The following is a 25,489-nucleotide window of genomic DNA, read 5'->3' as shown; positions in this document are numbered from 1 at the left end:
GCACGGTGATGCCGAGAGCGCCCGCCGCCGAGGCAGCCTTACCGCCGTTCGACAACGACTGTTCCCCTCACCACGCAGGGTCCGTTTGCCGTCACATACTTCGGTGGCGACATAGGTGTTGGGGAACGCACCGCAGCCTTTTTCAGGTGGGCAGGCATCTGCTGTGCGGCCCGGTGGCACGCTTCGGCATGGGTCGGGAATCGTTTTCCACGGGTATCTTCGGTCTTTTGGCCCGCGCACATGCTGGTGAAAGAAGTAACGAGGCATCAAAGCTCCATTCAAGAACGACACCGACACACCCTTGCTCCTCGGGTCGGCGCTGACCAGCGGAACGACAAGGGTGTGATATCGTTCCTCTCGATAGTGCGAGTGGCGATGATGCACAGCGCAGAACCAGAGCCCTGACTCATCTTGCCGTGCTTCAACAAGAGCGATGGACCATACAAGGCGCTGCTTGCCAATCTCGGCTCTTGCTGCCGGTATCGACGCGCTCTAAGCTGCGTCGCGCCAAGGTGCTCGATGGAAATCAAGCGGACATTACCCCGCTCTCAGCTGAGAGGCGTCTTGCGGGCGTTCGAGGAGCGACGGATCGAGCTGGGAAGTTCAGTGTTGGCATGGCCTGTTCCCGCCCGGCCGCACCAGATCCTCAATATCCACCTGGCTGAGCCTTATCGGGTGCGCATCGACGGTGGCAAAGCGAACCCGACGCCGGATATGAGCGTCGTTGGACCGCAAACCTATCGCCGGGCGCACATCTTCTTGTCGGGTACGATCCACGTCTTCAACATTTTGTTTCAACCGGCCGGGCTGAACCGGCTGGTCGGAATCGACATGACATCCTTGGTTAACCAGGACCCCGCGGCCTCCGACGTTCTTGGAAAGTCCGCCATTGAGCTTGGCGACGCGGTGCGTATGGCGCCGGACTTCCCGCACCGCGTCGCTGCGGTCGAACGCTGGGCCGAAGGCATCCTCCAAGAGTGCGGGCCAGACTGCGCAATTGCACTCGCTTCACGTCGCCTGATCGCAACGCGAGGCTGTTTTCGGATCGAGGGTCTTGTCGCCGGGTCTGGTCTTAGCGCCCGGCAATTCCAGCGGCGTTTTGCGACCCAAACGGGGCTGCCGCCAAAGCTCTTCGCGCGAACCGTTCGCTTCGATCGGGCCTTGGCCGCTCGTCGCAAAGAGCCAACCAGATCCTGGACCGATATAGTTCACGAACTCGGATATTTTGATCAGGCGCATTTCATCCGCGAGTGCCGCTCATTCGCTGGTTTGCCACCCGGCCGCCTCGTCGGTGACTGGAATAATATTTTCTTTCCAGCGGATGACTGAATTTTACAAGCGCCTCTTACTCCTGCTCCGCTAGATCGACCAGACGGGGGGCTGGCTATGGGACTGACACGGCGTACATTCGCCATCATGACAGTGGCCACCATGGCCTCAGCGGTCGACCGGAAAAGCGGAGCGAAGGACATGTCGCCGAATATCGAAAGCTTCAAGGCGATCATCGACCGCGGCTTTTCTCAAGGTGACTTGAGCGTTGCCGATGAGTTCTGCGCAGACCAGATCGTGGAGCATGAATATTTAGCAAAAACAGCCATTCCCGGCCCGCAAATCCTCAAAGCCCAGATCGAAGATGCAAGGCATAGCATTAAGGGTTTGAAGCTTACGATTGAGGCAATCGTGGAGGCCGGCGACACGGTGTGGGCGCGCAGCAGGGCGACAGGCTTCGATCCGCGTTCGGGAAAGCCGGTCGCGATCGACGTCATCGACATCTGCCGCTTTGCAGACGGCAAACTTGTCGAACACTGGGGCGTGCCCGACCGCTTTGCGCTGTTACATCAAATCGGAGCGTTGCCGCCTCTCCCTAACCGAAGGTAGGGCAACCATCATGATGCTTACAGAGCGATGATATCCGACCATCCTTGGGAACAATAATGCCAACGTCGATTTCAGAGCCATCCATTTATGCTCGAAAATTCGCCTCGTCGAACAATGACTCCGATCATTTGATTGCCGTCGCCATCTTCTCGGGAATTGGCCTGCTAGTTTCGCTCATAGCCGTGCTCTTTGGCACGCAAGGAATCTGGGCCTAATGCGACGAAAGATCCGCAAATCTAAGCCGACGGGTTTCTTTATGCCCGTGCGATACGGTGTAAGTTGCACCCTGATCAGCGAAGCTTAGCAACTTGAGTGCGATACGTCCGCTAATGGGATGGTCCGGCCGTGCTCCTGCCCCGCCAGCAAGCGAAGCTGGCAAGGGGCGCCAAAGGAGCACACCATGTCTCAGACACCCAATACCGCCATCGCGGTGATCGGCATCGATATCGGCAAGAACTCGTTCCACGTCGTGGACCAGGACGAGCGCGGCGCCATCGTGCTGCGGCAAAAGTGGTCGCGCGGCCAAGTGGAGGCGCGGCTCGCAAATCTGCCGCGTTGCCTGATCGGCATGGAAGCCTGTGTCGGCGCCCATCACCTGAGCCGCAAACTCGCATCGCTTGGTCACGATTTCAGGTTGATGCCGGCCAAATATGTCCGACCCTATAGCAAGTAAGAACGACTTATGATGCCGAAGCGATTGCCGAAGCCGTGCAGCGCCCGACGATGAAGTTTGTTGCGACCAAGACTGCGGAGCAACTGGATCTGCAGGCGCTGCACCGGGTGCGCGAGCGGCTGGTGTCGCAACGCACCGGCATCATCAACCAGATTCGCGCCTTCATGCTGGAACGCGGGATCGCCGTGCGCCAGCGGCTTCTTGCGCACGGAACTGCCCACTATCCTTGCGATGCGCACCGATGCCCTGTCGGCACGCATGTTGCGTGTCATCGAGGAGGTGGCAGGCGACTGGCGCCGGCTGGACCAGCGCATCGATGGCCTGTCCGGCGAGATCCAAGCACTAGCCCGTCAAGATCAGGCATGTTCGCGCCTGATGACGGTGCCAGGCATCGGGCAGATCATTTCGAGCGCCATGGTGGCCGCGATCGGCACTGGAGACGTATTCTCCAAAGGCCGCGACTTCGGCGCTTGGCTCGGACTGGTGCCCAAGCAGATCTCGACGGGAGACCGCACGATCCTCGGCAAAATCTCGAGGCGCGGCAATCGCTACCTGCGCGTTCTGTTCGTGCAGGCGGCGTGGGTTGTACTCGTCAGGATAAAGAACTGGGAACGTTATGGACTCAAGTCCTGGATCGAAGCCGCCAAAAGGCGGTTGCACCACAACGTGCTCGCGATCGCGCTCGCCAACAAGCTTGCCCGCATCGCCTGGGCGGTGCTGGCTAAAGAACGCGCCTTCGAGCTGACGAGGACCGACGAGGCAGGCGTCCGACCCGCTTGATCCTCGCGCCGTGCTCGGGGCGGTCAAGGCGCAGCCTGGCAACGCCCGAGCCAACCGCGAGCCAAGCGCGACGGCTGGCCTTGACCGCCCCTGCGCGCGACGCGATCGACGTTCTGCGGGCCGGGACGAAGGAACGGCCCTGGCTCGAACAAAGGAACTGAGCGATATGAGGAGCAAGCGATGACGTAGCCCTATCGACAATTTCCAGACGAGGTCTGCGAGAGGATGAGACGAGATGGAGGTTCGGTCTTCCCGGCGCATGCGAACTCTGGTGACCCTAATGGCCCAATCGAGGACTGTCCGCTAACGAGAACGCACGCGCGCTGATATCCATGATGGCCCGGAGCAAATGCTCCAATCAAAGGCCGGATACATTGATGCAAGACCGCTCACCGCCAGCTCGGCAAAACCACTTGCAACGCACGGCCGGGCCATACATCAGGGTCAATCGCGACGTTTTGGCCCGGTCTAAGTCAGGTTCCGTCCACCAGTGACAGCCGACATATCCCCGGCCGTGGGATGCGGCAGCGATGGGCCAAAAGCCGAGTCATGCTCCGCAGCAAACGCCTCCTCATTCAATCACTTCGTCCGCGACGGCGAGAAGCTGCGGCGGCACGGCGATGCCGAGCGTGGCGGCGGTCTTGAGGTTCAGAACGAGTTCGATCTTGGTAGGTTGCAAGACCGGGAGGTCTGCCGGCCTTTCGCCCTTGATGATCCGGCCGGCATAGATACCGGCCTGTCGATAGGAATCGGTGAGGTTCGTGCCGTAGCTCATCATGCCGCCTGCCACGACATAGTCCCGCCAAGGATAGCATCCGGCTATTCGGTATTTTGCCGACAGCTCGATAATGCGTTCGAGCCGGGTATCCAGGAATGCGTCCGCCATCACCTGGAGCGCGACGACGCCAAGCCTTGCCATGTCAGCAAATGCATCGTCGATCTCCTGCAGCGTCCCTGCGTGCGCCATGCGAAGCTCCACCCCCAAGACACTGGCGGCTTCTGAAGCCTGCGTGGTGTTAGGCGAGGCGGTCGGGTTCGCGGGATTGACGAGATAGGCTATCGCTTTCGCATCTGGTCGCAATTGTTTGAGAAGCTGTGTGGACTTGCTCGGCAGGTCAGACGCCAGGTTGCTGATGCCGGTCGTATTCCCACCTGGATGGCTAAGGCTGGCCACCAGTCCAAGATTGACTGGATCACTCATCACGAAAACGATGGGAACGGAAGACGTTGAGGCCTTTGCCGCGAGCGCAGCAGGAGAGCCGCCCGCCGCAAAGATGACGCTGACGGGAAGGTTCACGAGCTCTTTCGCAAGGTCTGGCAATCGTGAGTACTGGCCTTCGGCCCACCCGAATACGATGTTCACGTTCTTGCCTTCGACCAGCCCCATCTGCCGCAGGCCGCGGCGAAATGATTCGACCAAAGGTGCCGATTCCGACAGCGAGCGGGCACTGAGAAATCCAACGATGGGCACTGACTCCACCGCCGATGCAGCTAGCGGCCACACCGCAGATCCACCAACCAAGCCGAGAAATTCTCGCCGCTTCACGCATCGCCCCAAGGGTCACGACGACCCATTATAGTCGCTTAAGCCGACTTACTGGAAGGGGATAACTTCGTTCCGCTACCTCGGCTTAGGGCCACTATGCGACATCTCACACAGAAAAAAAGCCGCCCGAAGGCGGCTATCGATTGCGATCATAGCGACCTGGGATAAAGCGATGATCAGTGCGCTGCTCTTGCGCCGATACGCAACAAAAAGCCCAAGATCATCATAGGCCCACGTGAACGGCTCAGGAACCGCAGCAGTGAAGGCATAGTTGGTAGAGGTGTTTGGGCGCGGGGTATCCCCGTGACGTCGTCTCTCGTTCTTCAATCGTCACCACTCATCGGCGCGCGCAGCCATGGCTCGACTGTTGTAGGCATTGAAAAAGGCATCGTAATCGCCGCGCGCCTCTGCGAACCGCTGAGACTTCACCCGCTCGACAAGCACCTCGGTTACGTCGGGATTGGCGTCGAGAATGGCCATTGTCTCATTGATATAGTCTTTCAGTGGCATCGCTATCTGGTCAGATGCTTGCTGGGCGCCCATCAACTCTGTTTGTACGTACGGGGGAGCGATTTCAACGACCCGGACATTCGTTTCTTTCAATTGATAGCGCAGCGATTGCGAGTAGGAATGAACGGCCGCTTTTGTCGCGCAGTATGTCGGCGTCATCGCAAGCGGCACGAATGCTAGGCCGGAGGAGATGGTCACGATTGTGGCGTCCGGGCGCGACAAAAAATGAGGGAGCAAGGCGGTCGTGAGCCGAATCGTGCCGAGAAGGTTGGTGGAAATCGTGGCTTCGGCGATGTCCGTCGAGAAACCGGCCCGGGTGACCCGCTCATACCGCATGATCCCGGCGCAGTGGACTACAACATTGAGCGTCGGGCGGCGGACGAGAACGTCGTTAACAAATTTGCCGATTGCTTCACCGTTATTGATATCTAGAACTGCGCCTTCGATTCCGGAATGACTGTAGACGACCTCGTCGAGGGCCTCGCGTCGGCGACCGGCGATTATCACCCGGTTTCCGCGAATTGAGAACTGCTCAGCCAGCGCACGCCCGATGCCCGATCCGCCTCCCGTGACAAGGATCGTGTTCCCTGACCTTTTCATGAAGCACTCCCATCCCTCGCCTTGCTTCGTATGCTTACCGCTGGGAAGCTCGCAGGCACATTCGCGCCCATTTCCTCGTACTCCGGCTGCGATCGCTGCGAAGCCGCGTCAGCCGCGCATTGAAGCCGCTGCTTGCGCCGAGCAGAACCTGGCGCGGCCGCTGATTGGCCCGGCCACTGCGGTAGCGGCGCTGGCCAACTAGAGCTTTTTCTGTCATGTGCACAAGTTCGATGCCGACCCGATCATGAATGGATTGCCATCAAGCCTATGTTGCCGCCCAAGCCGCGTGTTTTCCTCGGGTGAACGACGCGTGTCCTCAATGGCACCTTTCTGGGTCTTGCGCTCTGGACGGCCCAACCGGGCGCATTCAACGATCGGGGCGAATTCAGAACTGGATAGAACTTGGGAGCACGGTCAGCGTCGAAAACGAGGCAGTACTAGATCATTTGTGAATGCCACGAAAAGCCCGAATTCTCAATGTGCCCACCTCGGTGATCGCACCGGGCGAGTAGCTCAGAGCAGCCGGCATATCAAAGGCAGGAGGATCGCCGTGAGCACTCCATTCAGCCCCATGCCAAGTCCGGAAAAGGCGCCAGCAACCTCGTTGATCTGAAGCGCGCGTGCGGTGCCAATGCCGTGCGAGGCAATGCCCATCGTTAGACCCACCACGCGCGGGTCATCGATCCGTGCAATCCGCGCAATGATCGGTCCGAGAATAGCGCCTGTGATGCCTGTCATGATGACCAGGACGACCGTAAGCGTCTGGAGGCCGCCGATTTGCTCGGAAATGCCGACGGCAATTCCCGCCGTCACCGACTTGGGCGCAAGCGAGAGGATGGTCTGAGAATCCGCCCCAAACATCCAGGCGATTCCGACAGCGCTCAGGACGCCAACGGGCAATCCAACCGCGAGGCCGACTGCGATCAAGCGCGCGGACGCACGGATGATGGCCCTCTGCCGAAACAGGGGAACTGCGAGCAGAACGACAGCAGGCGCCAGCATAAACTGGATAACGTCAGCGCCTCGCAAATACGTTTCGTAAGGAATGTGTGTCGTTTCGAGCCCGAGTGAGATCAGGATAATCGCGATCAGGGTTGGATTAAGAACGGGGTGATTGCCACAGAAGCGCGATATGCGGCTCGCTGCGAGAAATGCAAAAACCGTTGCGGCGGTCTCTAGGATCGGCCTTTCCGCCAGGCCGGCCCAGGTCATACTGGTGAGATGACTAAGGCTGGACATCGCGAGCTGTTCCTTCGTGCTGCTGAGCTTTCGTCGCTGTGGACCCGAGCCAACTCACAACGACCATGGTTACGAACAGCGTTATCGCAGTGCCACCAATCACGGCCGCCAAGATCGGAAGCGCTTCGGTCTTCAAGACACCGAGATAGGCGATCACGCCGACACCAGCCGGTACAAACAGCATACCCAGAAATTGGAGTAGCCGATCCGCAAGGACACCCAAGTCGTTCGGAAGCTTTCCGCGAACGGAGAGTTCGGCATAAAGTAAAATCAAGCCCGTGACGGGCGCGGGAAGGGGCAACAAACCCGATCTTGAAGCTATTTCTCCGATGCAAAGCCAACCCATAACGCGCGCAATCTGTTCAAGCATGGCGACAGCCTCCAAAAGCAATGTATCGCCAGCCGCTACAGGAGCAGGCGTCAAAAGCCCTGCCCTTGGTTCGCGGGTAGCGACTAAGTACATGTTGAACGCCGCGACAGAGCAGAACCTGGCTCGTGGCAATCAGCAATTTATCATGGCCATGCGATGGTCCTCGCCAGCTCTGCTTCTGTGAATCCCGGCCCCGCAGATGCGAGGTAGATCACAGCGAGCGCGACGAGCGTGAATGCCACATACGAATATGTGATCCAGTGGCTTTGAATAGTAAGGTGTGGTCGAATGACCGCGCGTTCTGCAATGTTCATGGCAACATTTCCCATGCTGAGTTTGAAGAAGCGGGACGATCCTGTGACAGAAACTCCAAGAGTGGTGTAAGACTGCTCACATCTGCCTTAGAAAAAGATAATTGACGCTCGCTGATCTGGACGTCTCCTACGTGCTATCGGATGTCGAAACTCGCTCATGAACAAGCGAAATAGCATGGCCGCTCGGCAGGAAGCTTGAATCTACCCAGTCGGTGTTGATCCTATTGTGAGCGCGCCCGAAAGACCTGTCGATGGGCTCGGCGCAAAGCTTTAGACGGGCCGGTGAACGGGTCGTGACGATTGTTTGTGGTTTCGCACCCGTTCATTTTTCATGCGGGCGCCACGACGTTCCTCAAGATATTGTCGCAGCCAGCGACCAAGATCAGCAGAGCGGCGAAGTTGCGCGTTGTACAAGATCTCGTCGAGATCACGGAATTGAACGTTTTTGTCGTTCCGCATTGTCTTGCTCCCAAGAGTTAATCAGGGGTGCTCTAAGACGTGGGCGACTTGCTTCTTCGGATGCGACGGCTCGGGGGGTGCCCCGATCGTCGCCCACACAGCAACAGCTATCGCTAAAGCAGTGAGAAAAGTGGACGTCACCGGAGATCGTGGGGCGCGAGCCATGGCTTAATGCGACTGCTCGTATTTCCGAATCTCCTGCAATCGCGTCAGGCAATAATCTCGGTACAGACCTTCAATGAGTGCCCACATGACCGAAATCTCCGTGAGTGAGTTCCAGAAGGCTACGCTAGGTTTGTTTCGGGACTGCTTCGCCGATCATCAAAAATGGTTGCGGCTCGGTGTTGGTGGCTGGGATACCAGTGAACCGTCTGCTCATTTAGTTGAAAACAGAGCCAAAAAAATACGCCGTCCGGCTCGAAAATTCGTGTCCCGGCGGCGCCTAATGCTGGGCCCCTGGCCCGGCTGCGGTCATTGGACCCAGCAGGAGCCCGCGCCGGAGGTCAATGCCGTGACTGGACTTAATCCAGATTGAAGTTCGCTCTGGCCCATATGAGGACCAGAGCATGAAGCGCAACCGCTTTACGGAAGAGCAGATCATCGGGATTTTGAAGGAGCACGAGGCTGGCGTGTCGGTTGCCGATCTGTGTCGGAAGCACGGCGTCAGCGATGCCAGTATCTACAAATGGAAAGCCAAAGTTGGCGGGATGGAGGTCTCGGAGGCTAGTTGCCTAAGTTGAATTTTGCAGTGGCCCAATTTCGTTTTGGAACACGTACATCATTTGTTAATTAAGCCCCCGCAGATACCCGTGCCGGGGTGACCATGTGTGAGAAGTGCGAAGAGCTGAGAGAGAAGATCCAGCGCTATAGGCGCATTGGTGGGCGGTTCCCAGACGCGCAAATGACGGCCGCCATTGCTGCCGCTGTTGTCGAGTTCGAGGCCGAACTCGCCGCGATGCACTCCAAGCAAAAGCAAGAGTAAGAGAGTAAGAGTAAGAGTAAGGCCGCCTCAGTTGGCGGCCTCTTTCGCCTTTATCGCTCGACGCTGGTCACCTCGCTCAAAACGGGCCGGAGATCGGCGCCGCAGCTTGCCGCAGCCCTGGCAGAGGAAACGCGGCTCGAAGTTGCGAGATCCTGATGTCGTTTGGCCAACGATCAGTAGTCAGCTCAGAGCTCGAATTGAGGCTTACGACCCCACTTTGTCTCGGGAAGCAAAGGCTATTCCGATCCGCTTGGCCGAACGCCACACCGCTCGACACGGCCGGCGCAATTCCGCCGTCGGGATGCTCAGCATGAATTCGTGCGGAATACCAATCTGACTTGGTACATCCAAGTTGGCACCGCCGTCCGACAGGTCACGGACGACGCAGCTGAGGGCGCCCCCAGGAAATTCGATCCTCGCGGCTTTGAAGACGCGCCGCCGGCGTACGTAGCGTTTTTCCATGATCGCGAGACTACAGGCGACAGGTGAGAAATTGTTGAAACTTGTCAGGGAAAGTCCCGCCCGATTTGTGGGGAGCAATTAGGGGTCCGTTAATCGATCACGCCCGGCTTTGCTAGCACATCGCGCCATCTAAGGCGGCACCGATCGCACCGAGCGCGAGCACCACCAGAACCAACTACATGGGCGTGCGAGAGGATTTGACTGAATTATCGGTTAAAGCCGATGAACAGGTGAAGAATAGCCATGTCGAAACGTCTGGTGATCTGGAAGGCGCCCGAAATTTCGGCCAACCCGATAGAGAACAGCCCAAGTGCTTGACCCGCTACACATAGTCATGTTGGGTTTTGGGCGCGAACTTCCGGATCGTCATGTCTTGATCATGCGCCGGCGCAACGGGCTCACTGCCTCGTCGGTCATGGGATGCTCCTGTTCTGGGTGAAGGTTGCGAACCCCTCAGTCTCAAGACAGGACGCCCCGTTGCGCTATCTCTCAGCCGTGCTGCGGGCTGCCGAACTTACCGCGCGAGCGGTTTAGTCCTTTGGCCCGGAGCCGCCGCATCCCACGGCCGGAGAAATGTCGGCTGTTAGGGGGGCGACCGAACCTTACTGGACCAAAACCGTCGCGATTGACCGAATCCGGAGTGCCTGAGCAGATAAGGCACGCCTTGAATTAGAGCGTGCGCAATGATTCACCGAGCGCGTCGATGCGCATGTTGGCTTCCGCCGCGGGTTCGAGGACTAGCCTAAGTTCTTCGTCACCATCCTTGCCTCTCCCGCACCGCGCCAAGGCCTTACCGCGTTGGGCGACCCAGGAAGCATACGGGAGCGGCTCATCAGCAGTCCGACGTAACAACGCGTCGGCCTGGCGGTCGGCCTCATCCCAGTCTCCGAGCAAAATCGCGCGCTCGATGGCGTAACGGCGGAACCAAAAATGGTTGTGGCCGACGGCACCGCGCTCGAGCAGCGCCTCGGCGGCATCAAGCGCAGCCTCCTGATCTTCCTGCCGGTCTTCTAGCAGGGCAAGAAGTCCAAAAAAGATCGGGCCGACAAAACCGTGGCCGGTCTGCTCCGAGATATCTCGCCCTTGACGTGCCAGTGCCAGCGCGTCCTGGCGGCGACCTGTGGCCAGCATCACCTCCGCGCAATGACTGAGGATGACCGCCTCGTAACGCCGAGCATTGAGTGAGCGCGCAAGCTCCAGTGCTTGCGATTGCTCTCGTACTGCCTCAGTATATCGCCCCGCCGCGGTCAGGCAGAAGCCAATCGAGTGCACCGCAAACATTTCGGCGTGTCGGTTGCCAATCCTTATGGCAGCATCCTTGCCTGCGCGCATATCATCAAGGCCGCGATCGAAGTCGCAGGTATAGATTCTGCAATGTCCCATCATGACGCGATTGGGCGCTATGATCTTTGCTAGTCCGTCGGCCTCGCAGAGCTCGACGCAGGCTGTGAAATGCTGCAGCGCCGTCGCCATTCGACAATCCATGTAGAGTGCGTCAGCGAGACCGCTCAAAGCACGGGCTTGCCACTCCAGCGATGCCACCCGTCGGGCCGCTTCGAGCGCGGACTGATGCTGGGTGCGGCACTCATTGAGCTGACCACGCACGAAATGCAAGTTTCCCCTGATGTAGTGGATCTCCGCAAGCGAGCGGCTGTCATCGAGCGCCTGGGCAAGAGGTTCGGCATCGGATAGCGATGCAGATGCGTCCTCCAAACGAGCCGTCAATCGGTTTGCCGCGGCGCATCCAATCAGGGCGCGGCAGCGGGCCGCGGCATCGCTGGCCTCCGCCAGCGCGCGAACGTACGCTTCGAGTGATTCCGTGCCGCGTCCGGCATCCTGCTGGAGGTCGCCGAGCAGGGTGGCAAGTTCAACTGCCTCCCCGCCGCCGGTTGCGAGCGCAAGGCCGCGTGACGCCAGGGTGATGGCCTGATCCTGCCGAAACAGGCCGGCCTGCATCTTTGCCGCCGCGATATAGGCACGCGGCGCCTCCGCACTGCCGGCGCAATCCAGATGTTCGGCGCGCAGCACCGGATCGTCGACGAATATCGCAGCGGCTGCGGCGTGGAGTTCGCGTTTGCGAGCGTTTGTGATCGAACCGTAGATACCCTCGCGAACCAGCGCATGCGCAAACAAAAAGCCGTCGGCCGTCGGACGCAGCAACACGTTGCCAACCAGGGTATCACAGACGAAATTCGGGTCATGAAGCAACGTCCGGAGCTGGGCGAGAGTGAAGCGCTGGCCGAGCACGGACGCTGCTTGGATGGCACGGCGGTCAGGCGCCGAAAGCAGATCGGTGCGCGCCAGCACCACGCTCTGGATCGAGGCGGGCAGGCGCCCATCCGTCAAATCGCCGGCGCCTCGCAGCAGCTGCTCGAGGAACAGCGGATTACCGCCCGCGCGTTCGACGCACTGATCGGCGAATGCAGAGGCGTCGATGAAACGTCTGGCAATCGCCAGCCCGTCCCGCACCGACAATGGCGATAGATCGATAGTCGCGATGCCTACCTCGCCGGTCATGCCGCGCCATTGTGCGTCGAGCTTGTCGCCGTCGAGCCGCGTGGTCATGACGAGCACGGTGCGGCTCAACACCGTCGCACGGCTCACCGCCGCGAGCAGGCTGAGCGTTTCGGCGTCGGCCCAGTGTACGTCCTCGATGGTGATGAGCAGAGGATTTTGCCTTGCCACCCATCTTACGAGCGCGGCAATCACGCGCTCTTTGCCGCTGTTGCGCGCCGCGTTATCCATCGCCTCGTAGAACTTTCGAGCGGCGTCGCTGTGCGGTATTTCCAGAAGATCACGAAAATAAAGCGTGTCATCCGTCTGCAATTGTGCCCGTTCCACCACTGACTCGATCGCGGCCTCGACGGCGACCGCCTCAGCGCCCGGGGCGAGTTCCAGGAGCCTGGACACCAGGGTGCGCACCGCACCATGGCCACGCGCTGTCCCGAAATCGAGCACAAAACCAGCGGCGCAGGTCATCCCAATCGCTACAGAAATCGATTTCAGCTCGTCCAGCAGCCGCGTCTTGCCGATCCCAGCCTCGCCGCGGATCAGCACCGCAGTTCCGGATGTGCCGTCGACACAGGCGTTGAGGATGGCGCGAAGCTGCGCGAGCTCGGAGCGCCGGCCGACCAAGCTCTGCGCGTCCGGAGCCAACGATTTCATTTCAAGTGGCCGCCATGCCTCCATCGGACGCGCCACACCTTTGAGCGTCAGCAAACCCGTGGACTCGAATACAACGACTTGTTTTGTCGCCTGATAGACGAGATCGGACACCAGGATTTCGCCGGCTCCGGCGCGGTCGAGCAGCCGCGCGGCGATATTGGCGGCTTCACCGGTGACCGTGTATTCGCGGTGGTGGCTGCTGCCCAACGCGCTGGCGACAACCTCGCCGGTTGCGATCCCGATGTGAATCGCTAGGGAGGAGGGTAGACCGGATGCTAGGGCCGGCACGCTGGCTTGTATTTCAAGAGCTGCGCGGATCGCTCGTTCCGCATCATTGCCGCGCGCCCGCGGTGCTCCAAATAGAGCCATGGTGGCGTCTCCGATGTGCTTGTCAATCGTGCCGCCGAAGCGGTCAACAATCGCGTCGACCATCGCGAAGAAGCGCTTAAGCACCGCGCGCACGTCCTCGGGGTCCAGTGTCGAGGACAGAGGCGTAAAACCGATGAGATCGCAGAAAAGCACCGTGACGGGACGGCGATCGCCTTCGTCCTCGTCGACGGTGGCGGCTGGTTTAGCTGCGGCAGCGTTCGCTCCAAGCGCGCGGCCACACTCGCCGCAAAATCGTGCGCCATGCTCGTTGGCAAAACCGCAGGCGGGACAGTCGAGCGAAAGTGCGGAGCCGCACGACGCGCAGAATTTGCGTTCTACCCGGTTGTCATGTCCACAGTCATTACAGCGCACGACGACCCTCCGTGACGCTCAAGATGAGCCCACATCGCAAGCACCGCAAGGTAAAACCGGAGACGCCTTTGCGTCCTCGCGTAAGGCGATTTGGGACAGCTAGGGGGCCTGCTAAATTATTGAGCCTGCTGAGTAACTAAGTAGAGCAGTGCGAGTTAGTGCGAGTTGAAGTGAGGTGTATGTGGTTCTGCGGCGGCAACGGCCTGATACCAGGCAGTGGGTGGTCGGAACTGCTGCGCCCAGCAGGGGCGGACGCCTCCATGGTTGCCAAGAGGCCGTGAGCCGGAGATTAACCCCCGCGGGATAGTCGTGACGAACCGGGAGGCGTCCGCTACTGAGCTTCTACGGCGGATCACCGCTCCGACGAACATGGGCATTCAACGCATTGAGTGCTCGCGAGTTTTTGGCTGGCGCTACCGGCTTCACGCGATAAACTACGGTAATAATCTACAAGTTTGCGCGCGAGCAGACTCGAAGGGCAGGGCTCACTAAAGCTGGCGAATGGCTTCCAATGTCTGCGAGGCCCGAATCGCTTACTATTCTATTGATCAACGACGTCCGCCGTCACCTATAACGGAGTAGGGCGCCCAAAACAGCGGATGCGCGTAAGCGAACTCGGTTCTTCCAGCTGAATCAGTGTAACCTGGCCCATCGATCATTGCGATCATCGCCTGCCGTAACGCTTCGCCGCGCGCTAGTTTCTTGTCGTCCGACTGACGCTTGAACAAGTCGGCGACGAGTTCGCGCGCCGACTGCGAATGGACTGACCAATTCGTCACGAGAAGCGCACGGGTCCCTGCGTAGAAGAAGGCGCGACCGAGGCCGGAAGCTGCTTCGGCGCCAGCGCCGTCGCCCAAGCCGGTATTGCAAGCTGAGAGTACAACCCAATCGGCGTCGAGTTTCAGCGCGAGAATTTCCTCCATCGTGAGAAGGCCATCACCGTCGCCGCCCCAAACGGTTGGTGCCGACAGCGCTAAGGCTGGCTGGTTCAAGCCGTTGAGCTCGCCTGGTAGCAGGCCGTGGGTTGCAAACGCGAGTACCTTGAACTCTGAAAGATTGGCCGCCTTCACCCTTGCCTCATTGGCATCCGCCCCGAGAAAGAGCACTTTGGCGGGATCGGCCCGAAGCGCAAGCGCAATCGACTTTAGTTCGTCAGCCGTGTCTGGGAGACGCGGTAATATTGCCAACTCAGCGCTATCGACGCCGAGCTTGGGTAAGTTACGTCGTTTGAGCGGAAGTCCGCGCGTCGCAAGCGGCGCTGCGGCGTTATCGGAGCCCTCAGCGAGTTTCGTCGCCTCCATCTGCTCGGTCGAGAAGTAGGGATCGCCGAAGGCAATCAGCTCACTGCGCGTCGGTTTGCCAGGCGGCAGGTTACGGAGGGTGCGAAGAGCAGATAGAGAGGGCACCATCGTCACGGCATGTGTTCGCGCGAGCCATGGTACCTGCCTGTAGCTGGAAAACAGTACGTCCTCGCCGGCGTCAATTTGAGCGGGGACGGTAGGCAGCAGTGAAAGCGGTAAAAGGCCAAGCTCTCCGTTCGTCACCACGATTAACGTCCTGGACCGTTTCCAGCTACTCTCGACCGGCTTCAGAAGCAGAGAGTAAAGTTGATAGCCGAGATCGACATCGAATGGAGGAATATCGGAAACAAGTGCCGCTTCAGTGTCCAATGCCTTTCTCAGCTGCTTTATCTTGCTCTTGATTTCCGCAGGTCCAATTGCGATGGAAGCAAAAGCGACGGGACCGGCCTTTGGTACGGCCCAGACAAAGCTTGCGTCGTCTCCGAAGTAGAAAGACAACACCGCCTCGTCGTCGTGTAGAGCGTCCTGAATCTGATCGATGCTCGGCGGCTTGGGATTTACTAGATCGGCGTATGACGGAAAGCGCTCCTTGATCTCGGTACGAGCCGCGTCGCGATCAGAACGCAATTGCGCAATCGATTTCTCGACGTTTTGCAGCACATGCTCATCCCGTTGGCTGGATGGCACACTCAAGAGGTTGTTGAGCAAGCCGAGTTGTGCTCGCGCCTGTTTGCTGAGGTCTTGCTCATTGCGCACAAGTTCGGTGAGCGCTGGCTCCGTCGCAGCGGCCCGTGCACTTGATTCTGCGAATGCTCTCTGTACCGCGCGGCCACGGATCGCGTCAGCCCATGCAAATGTCCTGGCTGCAAGGCCGTCCTCGGCGACCGGCGTTCGTGCCATCAGCACAAGATAGTTTTCAACGATCGACTTAAGTCGCGCCTGGGCCTCGGCCCTAACCTCTTCATCCCCATCGGCAACATTCTCTTGCACGATAGCCAGCAAGACTGGCAATGCAATTCTAAATTCGCGGGCAGCTTCGGGGTCTTTGCCAGCGCGCATCAACGCAATCCCGTAGAATCCACGAGCGGAAGCGCTGTCGTAGTGACCTTCACCGACCCTTGCCACCTGATAATCAACCAGCGCCTGAGCAGCGGTCAAAGCTTCTTCAATTCGGCCGACCATCAACAGTGCATGGACCCGCGAGACTTTCGACAGCAGGGCTTCACGCTGACCCGGCTCCCATTTCGCGGTTGCTTCTAGGAGCATGTCGAACGCCTCGTTCGCGTCGGCGTACCTTTTCTCACCGGTCAAGATTACACCTAGCAAGGACAATGCAGCGGCGCTATTGAATTGATCGTCTCCGATACCGAGCGTCCGCTGGATATCAAGGCTTGTCCGCACCAGCTTTTCGGCTTCTGGAAAGCGGCTTTGCAGTCGTAGAATGCCCGCTAGGCCGGTCACATATTTGGTTATCAGAGGATTGTATTTACCGTCGGCCTTAAGGCGAGAAAGCAATACAGTGCGAGCGTCCAGCTCGGCTTCTGCGAGCCGTCCTTGCCGGGATTTCATCTCGGCGATATTCAATAAAAAAGCGTCCGCTTGCCGTTGCTGCTCGGAAACCAGCGGCACATCTGGATTTGTCTCTTTGAGTTTCTTGAAAGCTTCTATTGATTTCAGTCTCAGTTCGCGCGCTTCCCGAAACGCACTCTCGGCATCGCTGAACCGGCCGCGTGCGGCAAATATGCGCGCTTGCATCAATGCGATGGAGCATTCCCACGACGCTCCTCTGACAGCGTAGCCGCGCCAGCTACGCCGAGCCTCCTGGATGAGCGCAAGGCCTTTTCGGAGGTGCTCTTCAGCTTTCTCCATGTCTCCCATTCGGATCGCGACGCCGACCGCCGTATGGTGCAGGGGAAATAGGTTGCCCGTTGTTTGAGGGTGACTGGCCTCTGCAATCGAACCCTCTAATGCTGCCATGCCGCTCTTTAAGTCCCCGACTGAGTCATAATAGGCTTGGTTCAGCATCCCGATTCGTATCGTGAGTCCCTTGTTTCCTGCTTGTCTTGCGGCAAAAAGTGCTCGCTGACCATCGGCAAATGCCTCGGTCATCCGGCCCAGGATTTGTCTAGCCTCGGATCGCTCGTAGTAGAATATAGCCAAGGCATTCTCAGAGCTATCACTCGCAGGTTCTACATCGGCGGCAGATTTGATCTTTGCCAACAGTATGGGATCAGGTTTCTCGCTGTCGAGAATAGCTGTGATGTCCGCAATCGATGGCGGCGGAGGAAGAAAGCTCGGGGAGGATGAACCCTCTGCTGAGCTTTCTTTAATGATCGAAGTCGCGCCAATCGACGACGAGCTGCAGTCGTGCCGTTCGGCTGCGAGGTTAAACTGGCACTTGTCAGCTTCTTGGCTAAACGCACCTGATGCAGCAAATGCCGATGAAAGGCTTAGCGCGAACGCTAACATCGACCGGCTTATCATTCGAAGTCCCCACCTCGCAGCCAACTGCGCCATCCGCACAGAACAAGTCGTTTCGCGGACATCGAGGTTGACGGGTTAGATCGGCTCGGACACGCCTATGACAGAAGTGCTTTCAAGCGCCAATTTTGGACAGGCACGACGAAGATCATTCTTACGAATAGGCAGAGTTCGCAGCCAGAGAAGCCTTGAACTTACGTCTTCGGTGAGCACGCCCGATAGCCAAATCGATGAATTATGTCACGGCCGGAGATTGTCGTGAATGAGGTAGTGTCCATGATGTGATTGGCTAGAAGATAGCTGCGCAATGCTCCATTATAGGAATTCAGCATGCTCTGGGTTGCCTTTTGATCGCTTCCCGCATGAAATAAAAGCTCCGCATTCGGATCGACGCACGCATTTCTGAGCCGCAGGAACATTGTACAAGCCGACTGACAATGACCTTCAATTCGGAAGGGCTGACCCGTCTGCGACGCTTGCTGACGATATTCCTTAAAATCCCTGATACGACCACCCATCCCGTAGCGGGACGATGAGTCCTGAGCACGGGCTACATCCCAGCAACATGCTGTCGATGACATGACTAACAGTACTAAGATCGCCAGATTTTGAGGGGTCCTGATTTTCTTCGCGACGTAATAGTTGAGCTTGCTCAGCATGAAGAATTCCTTGCAGACATGGAGCGAGTTGAAATTGTGTGGTGGGCACGACAGGCATAAGGGCCTGTCACCGTGGGGGGCGATCTAGTGATAAAACATTAGAATCTAATACTCTCCAGAGCATAATTTGATTAGATCGTTGCGGTCAATATCCGCCGAAAAGGCTTTTCCTCGTTCCACATTCGGAACGAGGTCGCCGGCCGTCCGTCTGCGAAAATGCGCGACTAACATCAGCTTCGGCCACAACCGCAGACCAAGCGGGCGCGGGAGTCCGGCCTGCCACTGGAAACCGCATTGCAGCGCGATTACCCTCTGTGAGCAGTAGCCCGCAATTTGCATCTCAACGTTGCGACTGAGCAATAAGCGACGTGATGTCAGCCTCGGGCGAAGCCTGCCCTGAAAAATGCGTCAAGTTGTTCTGCTCGCCTGGCAGCAGCGAAGAGAGACATTTCTCCGAGCGTAGGTTAGGCGCCTGCCGCTAATGATTTTTTCAACAACGATATCAGAGGATATCCGCTCCTCCAAACCCCGCTAAAACTACGGGGCATTTCGCATGTAGCGCCAAAAGCTACGGTCGCAAGCCACGGTCGGGCATCCGCCCAGAACCTTCGAAAGATGATCAAGCTCATCCCGATGCCCGCCCCGAGGTTCGCATAGGGCGATAGAGCAGTTCGGCCTCCTCGCGACGAAGCTATTACAATGAAATACTGCCGCCCTTTTTCAAGAGAACGGCCGAGAAGAGGCATTCGGGCCGGAGCTCTGGCACGCACCAACGAAGGATCTATCGAAGTCCTTCACTTCGTTCGCTATGCCAACCGGCGGCCCAGTAACCTGTATCAACGCCCCGGTTCGCTATAGTTCGCGGTGACATTGTAGATCTCGCCCCGGGTAATGCCCATATCCCTCAGGTCACTATCACTTAGAGCGTACAACTGGGCTCGCGCCTTCTCTCGTTCCCGCCACGCCTGAAACGCAAACCAATATGCTTCGAAGACGCGGAAGACATGCTGTGTCGAAGCGATGGTCTGTCCCGACTCGATCGTCTTCATAGCTGCACCTCTTCAAATCCGCTTTCGACCGAAGTCTGCCGAAAAACGGGTCGGCGCGCTTAATGAATGGCTTACATTTCCCTTACCACACGCTTATTCTTTGTGGTCCAATCCACATCAGGAGCGCTTTTCAATATCCGAAAGATGCCAGGGAGAATGGTGCTTTGCGCTATATCTTCGAGGACTACACATTTGACACGGTCCGTCGCGAACTGCACCGCAGAAGCGATGTCGTCGCCATCGCGCCACAGGTGTTCGATCTGCTCGATTACCTGATCCGCAACAGGGAGCGGGTTGTCAGCAAGGACGACCTCATCAAAGCCGTTTGGAATGAGCGCAGCGTATCGGACGCGGCGCTGACAACCCGCCTGAATGCCGTCCGGGGCGCAATCGGGGATTCCGGCGAAGAACAGCGCCTGATCAAAACGCTGCCGCGCAAGGGTTTCCGCTTCGTAGGTGCGGTGCGGGAAACAGAGAAATCACCTGCTAGTTCGGTAGCCACTATTCAGGACCAGCAGAGCCAAAGCAATCTCGCCCGTCCGGAAGGCCCGCCACGTCTGTCAATTATCGTTTTGCCGTTTGCGAATATCGGTGGCGACCCCGAACAAGAATATTTCGTCGATGGCGTAACTGAGAGCCTAATCACGGATTTGTCACGGATCAGCGGCTCGTTTGTCATCGGTCGACACACAGCGTTTACCTACAAGCGCGAAGCGGTTGATCTAAGGCAGGTAGGACGTGAGCTGAACATCCGCTATGTGCTTGAGGGCTCGGTGCAGCGTGGTGGCAACCGCATCCGGGTGAATGTGCAGTTGGTTGATGCGGAAACGGGCAATCACCTCTGGGCCGAGCGTTTTGACAAGCCCATTGCCGACCTGTTCGAAATGCAGGACGAGATCGTATCGCGGCTCGCTAACACACTGAATACCCAGCTAGTTGAGGTCGAGGCACGGAGGGCGGAGGGCTCGCTTCATCCCGATGCAATGGACCTCAACTTTCAAGGCTTGGCTTGCTTGAACAAGGCATTCACGTCCGACGACTTCACCCGAGCGCGCGCCTTTTTTGAACGTGCCTTGAGCATCAATAACCGAAATTTCGTGGCGCTTGCGGGAATGGCATCCGTCGATCTGGGTATGGCTAGCAGCTTACTCACCGACGACCGCGCCTCGCGCTATTCAGAAGCTGAAACAAATGCGATTAAGGCGCTTTCACTGGTCCCAAACTATGCGGTGGCACACTGGATATTGGGCGGCGCCTACATTTTTACAAAACGCGCCGCTGAAGGAATCGGTAGCAGGCATTGGCGCTTAACCGCAATTTAGCCGGCGCATATAACTCTATTGGTTCGGGCAAATATTTTTTGGGTCGAGCTGCCGAGACCGAAGCCCATGTACTTGAAGCTTTTCGGCTCTCCCCTCGCGATAAGAATGCCCATTACTGGATGTACTCTATAGGCCGGGCCAAGATACAATTGGGCGCGGATGCCGAAGCCGTCGATTGGTTTCGGCGAAGCATTGATACTAACCGTAACTTTCCTCTCGCCCATTTTATGTTAGCGGGTGCTCTAAGCGCACTCGGCGCTGTAGATGAGGCGCGAGCGGCTGTACGGGCCGGACTTGCGCTCAGCCCCGAATTTACCATCCGTCGCGTGCTCGCCCACAGAGTAAGCGACAACACGACCTACATTTCCACGCTTGAGCGCCTTTGTCAGGGCATGCGAATGGCCGGGGTGCCGGAGGGCTAAAGTTCATAGGCCAGCGTCGGGACAAGCAGTAGTTATGCCGCCGCCCGATCGTCCCGCCCGCGGCCTACGCCGCATGCTTACGGCACTCACGACGGGGTTGTCGAATAGAGTTCGCCTTTGCTGCAATGCATGAATCCGGAAATGTGCAGGTTTTTGGAGGCCGGCAACGAGGAGGCTCCTCAGGGCTCCACTGGCCGGCGTCCAAAAAGCGCCAAGGCACGAAGTCACGGGAGGTAGGGCGCCGGCGCAGCAGCGAGCGCTGTGAGGATCGCATGTCGGGTGCCGCGTTCGATGGCAAGCGCGACGCGAGCACGAGGTGGCGTGTATCTCTGCATGCCAGGGAACCGAGGAGAGTGCAGTGGGTATCTCGGCAGGTGGGTGAAGTGCAGCAACGGGCAGCCGGTGAATCGATCGACGGGCATTGCTTCGAGAGGCGGCAACCAGGCAGAACGCTTCCACAACTTCCGCGTTTCGGCACGAGTGTTGCAAAAGAGTATTTTTAATGTTTGCGACCTGTGTAATTTCAAATAGTTGCGCGTGGCAGAAATGGCGCATCCGAGAACCACTGCGCGATTAATCGGTCGATCAATATCCAGTGGCATGGTTTGAATCAATTTCTTGCGAGCAGGGATATCGACCGCACATTCAAGCAAACTGGTTGGCGCTTTCGTCAAGGCAATTTTTGTCATTCCATATAGTGGGCCGGTGTGGCTGCCACACCGGGGTGCTGGACCGCGCTTGATCCCGCCCGTTAATCGTGTTGACCTGCCGCCGCGGCATCGCTGTCCTCTCCATCGGCTACAGCCCTGTCGGCTCTTGCTCCCGCGCAGCGGGCTGGAGCGCAGCGACTTGTGCATTGGCCCATCAGCGAAGTGCCCCGCGCGGGACGGAGGTCCGCTTATTGCGGCAGAACGGACCAGATCTGCTCAACCAGAGTTCTTCGCATTTTGATTGACCCATTGCCGACATCGGCAAAATCTCGTCGATGCAAACTAGCCAGCACGGTAAGCAACTGCGCCGAGAGGAACGAACGGCTAGGCTCAAGAGCGGTAACGCCGTACTCGCCCGGAGGGCTCCCTCGCCACTCCGGTATGCTACTAGCGTCGCATGTCAGCAAACGTCTCCGCAGATAAGGATCGGCAACCACTCTGCTCCAGATGCGGCTCCGCTCTGAGCCTGGTTGGTGCAACATCTGCTTGACCCGACCAACGGCCGCTCCGTTCGACTCTTCTCGTGCGCTTGCGGCGAGCGAGCATGGCGGGACGAGGCTGGCCCAACAGCTCCAATTTGAGCCCGCATGGATAATCAACCTGAAGATCCAGTCTGGCCTCGCGGGTGACGTCGACATAAATGCCGTTCGTTCGGAGGGCTGGTCATGAAAAGTGTTACTGAGTCCCACAATCGCGCTGCTGAGTTCGTGCGTCTGGTGCACGAAGCGCAGCAGCATTCCCTCAAACGGCGCTACGCAGATCTTGCTTTCCGCTATCACTTACTTTCCGAAGAGCGCGTTTGAATGATTTAAGGCGGCGAGATCCCGCCAGACGAGCAGTGAACGATCTCGGATGAACGATATCACAGTTCTCAAGAGTTTAAGGGCAAGGCCGGGCGATGGGACTGGTTTGCTGCGACCGTCTAAATGTCTGTCTCTCCGCCGTGAGTTGGTTGTTCGCTGTTACGCCGACTTCCGGTTTTCAGGACATAGTGGACGAGCTTAGGTCGCCCGGTGAGTGCGGGTTTTGCCCCCATAGGATCACGCGCGCCACGTCTGTCTTTTGCAGTGCGGCGAGCCGACGTCGCACATGGCTCGGTTGCCACCGGCGCGACCTGGTTGGTAGGATTGCCCATCCTCGGCGATGGGCGGATCGAGCGTGGCGTTGTTGGTTGAGCCAGTATGGCCGCCGGGCAAGCAGCCGGCATGGGCAGTCTACGTGGCTGTCATCTTTGTCGTGGCTGCTGCCTATTTTCTTGCTGCGCGCCTGAGCCTCTTCCTGCTCGCCGAACCTGACGGCGTTGCCGTGTTCTGGCCGGCCGCAGGGGTTGCTTCCGGTATCCTGATCGGGGCGGGTTCGGCCGCGCGGTGGCCGGTTGTCATCGGCGTGGTGGCGGCGACGCTCGTCGCTAATCTGTCGGGCGATCGCAATTTGTCGAGCTCCATCTTCTTCGCATTCGCGAACGCCATAGAGGCCGTCATTATCGCCGCCCTCGTCGAGCACTTCCACGGCTCGCGATTCGAGCTCGATCGGCTGCAGCGCGTTATTGGATTGTTCGCGGCCACGATCGCCGCAACGGCGCTCTCCGGGTTCGTCGGCACGCTCGGCTTTGTGCTGTTTCACACCTCGAACGCATCGATCCCGACCATCTGGCTTCACTGGTTTACGTCCGACGCGCTGGGCGCCGTGACCGTTGCACCACTTGCGATCGGGGTCGCGTCGCTGATACGCGACTTTCCACCGCGCCGCGAAGTCACGGAAGGAGGCGTGGCATTGACATTGGCCGCGATGTTGTGCGCGGGCATGGTCTTTCTGCCGAACCAGCCGTGGACGTTTGAGCTGGCAATTGCCACCCTCAGCCCGCTTGTTGTCTGGATCGCGGCTCGCCTTCGGCCCGCCTTCACCGCTGCGGCAACGTTCATGTGTGCGATCACGATCGTCTGGACAACGACCTTTGCGGTCGGTGTGTTTGGCGATCCGCGTTTGCCGGTCGAAGAACGCATCCTGTCCGCCCAGGCGACGATTCTGGCAGCGTCGTTCGGCGCGCTGGTTTTGGCGGCGCTCTTCAGCGAACGGCGGCTTCACGAGACCAGCATTCTGGAACGAGAGCTTCGGCTGCAGGAAGCGCTTCGCGCCGGCGGAGTCATGACATTCGACTGGAACGTAGCCGCAGGCGAGGTTCGGTACAGCTCGAATGCCGAACAAATTCTCGGTGTTCTATCGAGGCAGTCCCTCGATAGCTCAGTCTGGCTCGAACAGATCCATCCCGATGATCGTCCGAGGATGATCGAATGCGCGGATGGCGCGCGTCCCGATGCGCCATCGCTTGCGGTGACGTTCCGTTATCGGCGTCCCGACGGCGCCGGCGAAGTGTGGCTAGAGCAAATTGCCGTCGCCCAATTCAATGCAGCCGGAAAGCTTGCGCACATTCATGGTCTCGCGGCTGATATTACCGCTCGTAAACGATCCGAGCAGGAGATTTCGTTCGCGCGTAAATCGGCGGAGTTGGCCGACCGCGCCAAGTCCAGCTTTCTCGCTGCGGCAAGCCACGATTTGCGGCAGCCGCTGCAAACCCTTAGATTCCTGCAAGGCTTGCTCGAGCAGCATCATTCCAATGGCGAAGGGCGCAAGCTCGTCACCGATATGGGCCGTTCGCTCGACACCATGTCCAGCATGCTGTCGAGTTTGCTCGACGTCAATCAGCTCGAATCCGGCAGCGTGCGGCCATCGCTGAGCGAGTTTACGCTCAACGACATATTCGATTCGATTGCCGTCGACTTTGCCCGCTCGGTCGAGGAAAAAGGTCTGCGATGGTGCCTGGTGCGTTCTGGAGCGATGGTCCGCAGCGACAAACGCATGCTCGAGGAAATGCTGCGCAACCTGCTGTCGAACGCGACCCGGTATACCGATGCAGGCAGGATCCTGCTGGGGTGCCGCCGCAGCGGCGATAATATTCGCATTGAAGTCTGGGACAGTGGCGTCGGAATCGGGCCTGATCAACTGCCAGACATCTTTGCGGAATATTATCAGGGTGCGGAGGGCCTGCAGCGTGGCGGTTTCGGACTGGGTCTTGCGATCGTCAGGAGACTGGCGACTTTGCTGGACCATCGAATCCATGTGAGCTCCACAGTCGGCAAGGGTACGCGCTTCTCCATCGAAGTCCCGCGTGTGCAAGCGCGCAGCGATGTACCCGAGGTGCCGCGGAGTGCGGCAAATGAAGTTGATTTGCTGCCGGCACGTGAGGTCCTCATCATCGAGGATGAGACGTCGGTGCGAACGGCGGTCGCCAGATTCCTGAAAGCCAAGGGGATCGAGGCGGTCGTCACGGCGACGGGGGATGAAGCGCTGACGCTCGTGAACAGCGAGAGCGTCCGCCCGGATCTGGTGCTGTCCGACTACAATTTGCGTGGCTCGATCGACGGCGTCGAGAGCATCGGGGCGCTGCGGGCCGCGCTCGGCTGGAACGTTCCAGCCATTATCATGACGGGCGACATGAGGTCGGAGACCGTCGAGGCGATAATCGCACAGGATATTTCGGTGCTGATCAAGCCGTTTCAGGCTGCCGAGCTTCTGCACCATATGACGCAAATCCCGTCCGGAACTACGAAAGCAATCGGAAGGTTCTCGGAGGCACGCACTATGTCTGCCCATGACAAATTGGGCGCGGTGCATCGATGTCGACGATGAGTGGTAAAGCATACGCGGCGTCGATCGGGCCAACCGCCGCGATTGACCTACTTCGGACATCAGCCCGCTTTGACCGGCCTATGCGCTAGTTCAACTTTCGATCTATTTGATGCCTTAGATTGTCGGTGCCTTTGCTGCC

17 protein-coding genes and 2 pseudogenes are annotated in these 25,489 nt (G+C 58.6%); 8 read left to right on the top strand and 11 right to left on the bottom strand.

The genetic code is table 11. The features are described 5' to 3' along the window. Positions 1-564 precede the first annotated feature (564 nt). From ACVIIW_RS36165 to ACVIIW_RS36155, 3 genes and pseudogenes are all read left to right on the top strand, one after another. Complete coding sequence (locus ACVIIW_RS36165) at positions 565-1,329, top strand: helix-turn-helix domain-containing protein (RefSeq protein WP_456705396.1); 765 nt, start codon at positions 565-567, stop codon at positions 1,327-1,329. Positions 1,330-1,470: 141 nt separating this feature from the next. Then, entirely contained in the window at positions 1,471-1,878 is a 408-nt protein-coding gene (locus tag ACVIIW_RS36160; protein WP_456705395.1) for an ester cyclase, read from the top strand. Positions 1,879-2,278: 400 nt separating this feature from the next. Then, positions 2,279-3,331, top strand: a pseudogene (locus ACVIIW_RS36155) (IS110 family RNA-guided transposase). A 571-nt stretch (positions 3,332-3,902) separates the two neighbouring features. Here the strand turns inward: ACVIIW_RS36155 and ACVIIW_RS36150 are convergent. The 5 genes from ACVIIW_RS36150 to ACVIIW_RS36130 form a co-directional block, all read right to left on the bottom strand. Then, positions 3,903-4,877, bottom strand: coding sequence for an ABC transporter substrate-binding protein (locus ACVIIW_RS36150; protein WP_456705394.1), 975 nt, complete (start codon positions 4,875-4,877; stop codon positions 3,903-3,905). Between the two features lie 330 nt (positions 4,878-5,207). Then, on the bottom strand, positions 5,208-5,987 hold the full coding sequence (locus ACVIIW_RS36145) for an SDR family oxidoreductase (RefSeq protein ID WP_456705393.1): 780 nt from the start codon (positions 5,985-5,987) through the stop codon (positions 5,208-5,210). A 513-nt stretch (positions 5,988-6,500) separates the two neighbouring features. Further along, on the bottom strand, positions 6,501-7,199 hold the full coding sequence (locus ACVIIW_RS36140; protein ID WP_456705392.1) for an LrgB family protein: 699 nt from the start codon (positions 7,197-7,199) through the stop codon (positions 6,501-6,503). A 13-nt stretch (positions 7,200-7,212) separates the two neighbouring features. Beyond that, a complete protein-coding gene (locus ACVIIW_RS36135) occupies positions 7,213-7,596 on the bottom strand; it encodes a CidA/LrgA family protein (RefSeq protein WP_456705391.1) in 384 nt (127 codons plus the stop codon). A 584-nt stretch (positions 7,597-8,180) separates the two neighbouring features. Beyond that, complete coding sequence (locus ACVIIW_RS36130; protein WP_456705390.1) at positions 8,181-8,369, bottom strand: hypothetical protein; 189 nt, start codon at positions 8,367-8,369, stop codon at positions 8,181-8,183. Positions 8,370-8,619: 250 nt separating this feature from the next. On the opposite strand from ACVIIW_RS36130, the gene ACVIIW_RS36125 reads away from it, so the two are divergent. Together ACVIIW_RS36125 and ACVIIW_RS36120 are read left to right on the top strand one after the other, a co-directional pair. After that, a complete protein-coding gene (locus ACVIIW_RS36125) occupies positions 8,620-8,904 on the top strand; it encodes a hypothetical protein (RefSeq protein WP_456705389.1) in 285 nt (94 codons plus the stop codon). 31 nt (positions 8,905-8,935) lie between these two features. Next, positions 8,936-9,103, top strand: a pseudogene (locus ACVIIW_RS36120) (transposase); the annotation flags it as partial. 452 nt (positions 9,104-9,555) lie between these two features. Here the strand turns inward: ACVIIW_RS36120 and ACVIIW_RS36115 are convergent. From ACVIIW_RS36115 to ACVIIW_RS36095, 5 genes are all read right to left on the bottom strand, one after another. Then, positions 9,556-9,813 (bottom strand): PilZ domain-containing protein, encoded by a 258-nt coding sequence (locus ACVIIW_RS36115; RefSeq protein ID WP_456705388.1) that lies wholly within the window; start codon positions 9,811-9,813, stop codon positions 9,556-9,558. A 669-nt stretch (positions 9,814-10,482) separates the two neighbouring features. Then, entirely contained in the window at positions 10,483-13,719 is a 3,237-nt protein-coding gene (locus tag ACVIIW_RS36110) for an adenylate/guanylate cyclase domain-containing protein (RefSeq protein WP_456705387.1), read from the bottom strand. A gap of 548 nt (positions 13,720-14,267) precedes the next feature. Then, the gene (locus tag ACVIIW_RS36105; RefSeq protein WP_456705386.1) at positions 14,268-17,489 is read right to left on the bottom strand and encodes a CHAT domain-containing protein; all 3,222 of its coding nucleotides are present in this window, start codon (positions 17,487-17,489) and stop codon (positions 14,268-14,270) included. Positions 17,490-17,695: 206 nt separating this feature from the next. Then, complete coding sequence (locus tag ACVIIW_RS36100; protein WP_456705385.1) at positions 17,696-18,160, bottom strand: hypothetical protein; 465 nt, start codon at positions 18,158-18,160, stop codon at positions 17,696-17,698. 836 nt (positions 18,161-18,996) lie between these two features. Further along, positions 18,997-19,209: a DUF1127 domain-containing protein gene (locus ACVIIW_RS36095; RefSeq protein WP_456705384.1), complete on the bottom strand. Its 213-nt coding sequence runs from the start codon at positions 19,207-19,209 to the stop codon at positions 18,997-18,999. 164 nt (positions 19,210-19,373) lie between these two features. Here ACVIIW_RS36095 and ACVIIW_RS36090 point away from each other — a divergent pair, with 164 nt between their 5' ends. Further along, a complete protein-coding gene (locus tag ACVIIW_RS36090) occupies positions 19,374-20,531 on the top strand; it encodes a winged helix-turn-helix domain-containing protein (RefSeq protein WP_456705383.1) in 1,158 nt (385 codons plus the stop codon). A gap of 646 nt (positions 20,532-21,177) precedes the next feature. Here ACVIIW_RS36090 and ACVIIW_RS36085 read toward each other — a convergent pair. Then, entirely contained in the window at positions 21,178-21,642 is a 465-nt protein-coding gene (locus ACVIIW_RS36085) for a hypothetical protein (RefSeq protein WP_456705382.1), read from the bottom strand. A gap of 686 nt (positions 21,643-22,328) precedes the next feature. On the opposite strand from ACVIIW_RS36085, the gene ACVIIW_RS36080 reads away from it, so the two are divergent. Further along, a complete protein-coding gene (locus ACVIIW_RS36080) occupies positions 22,329-22,466 on the top strand; it encodes a hypothetical protein (RefSeq protein ID WP_456705381.1) in 138 nt (45 codons plus the stop codon). 340 nt (positions 22,467-22,806) lie between these two features. Continuing rightward, the gene (locus tag ACVIIW_RS36075) at positions 22,807-25,350 is read left to right on the top strand and encodes an ATP-binding protein (RefSeq protein WP_456705380.1); all 2,544 of its coding nucleotides are present in this window, start codon (positions 22,807-22,809) and stop codon (positions 25,348-25,350) included. Positions 25,351-25,489 lie beyond the last annotated feature (139 nt).

This window comes from Bradyrhizobium sp. USDA 4449 (assembly GCF_054056275.1).
This window is presented reverse-complemented; position numbering and strand designations above follow the sequence as displayed.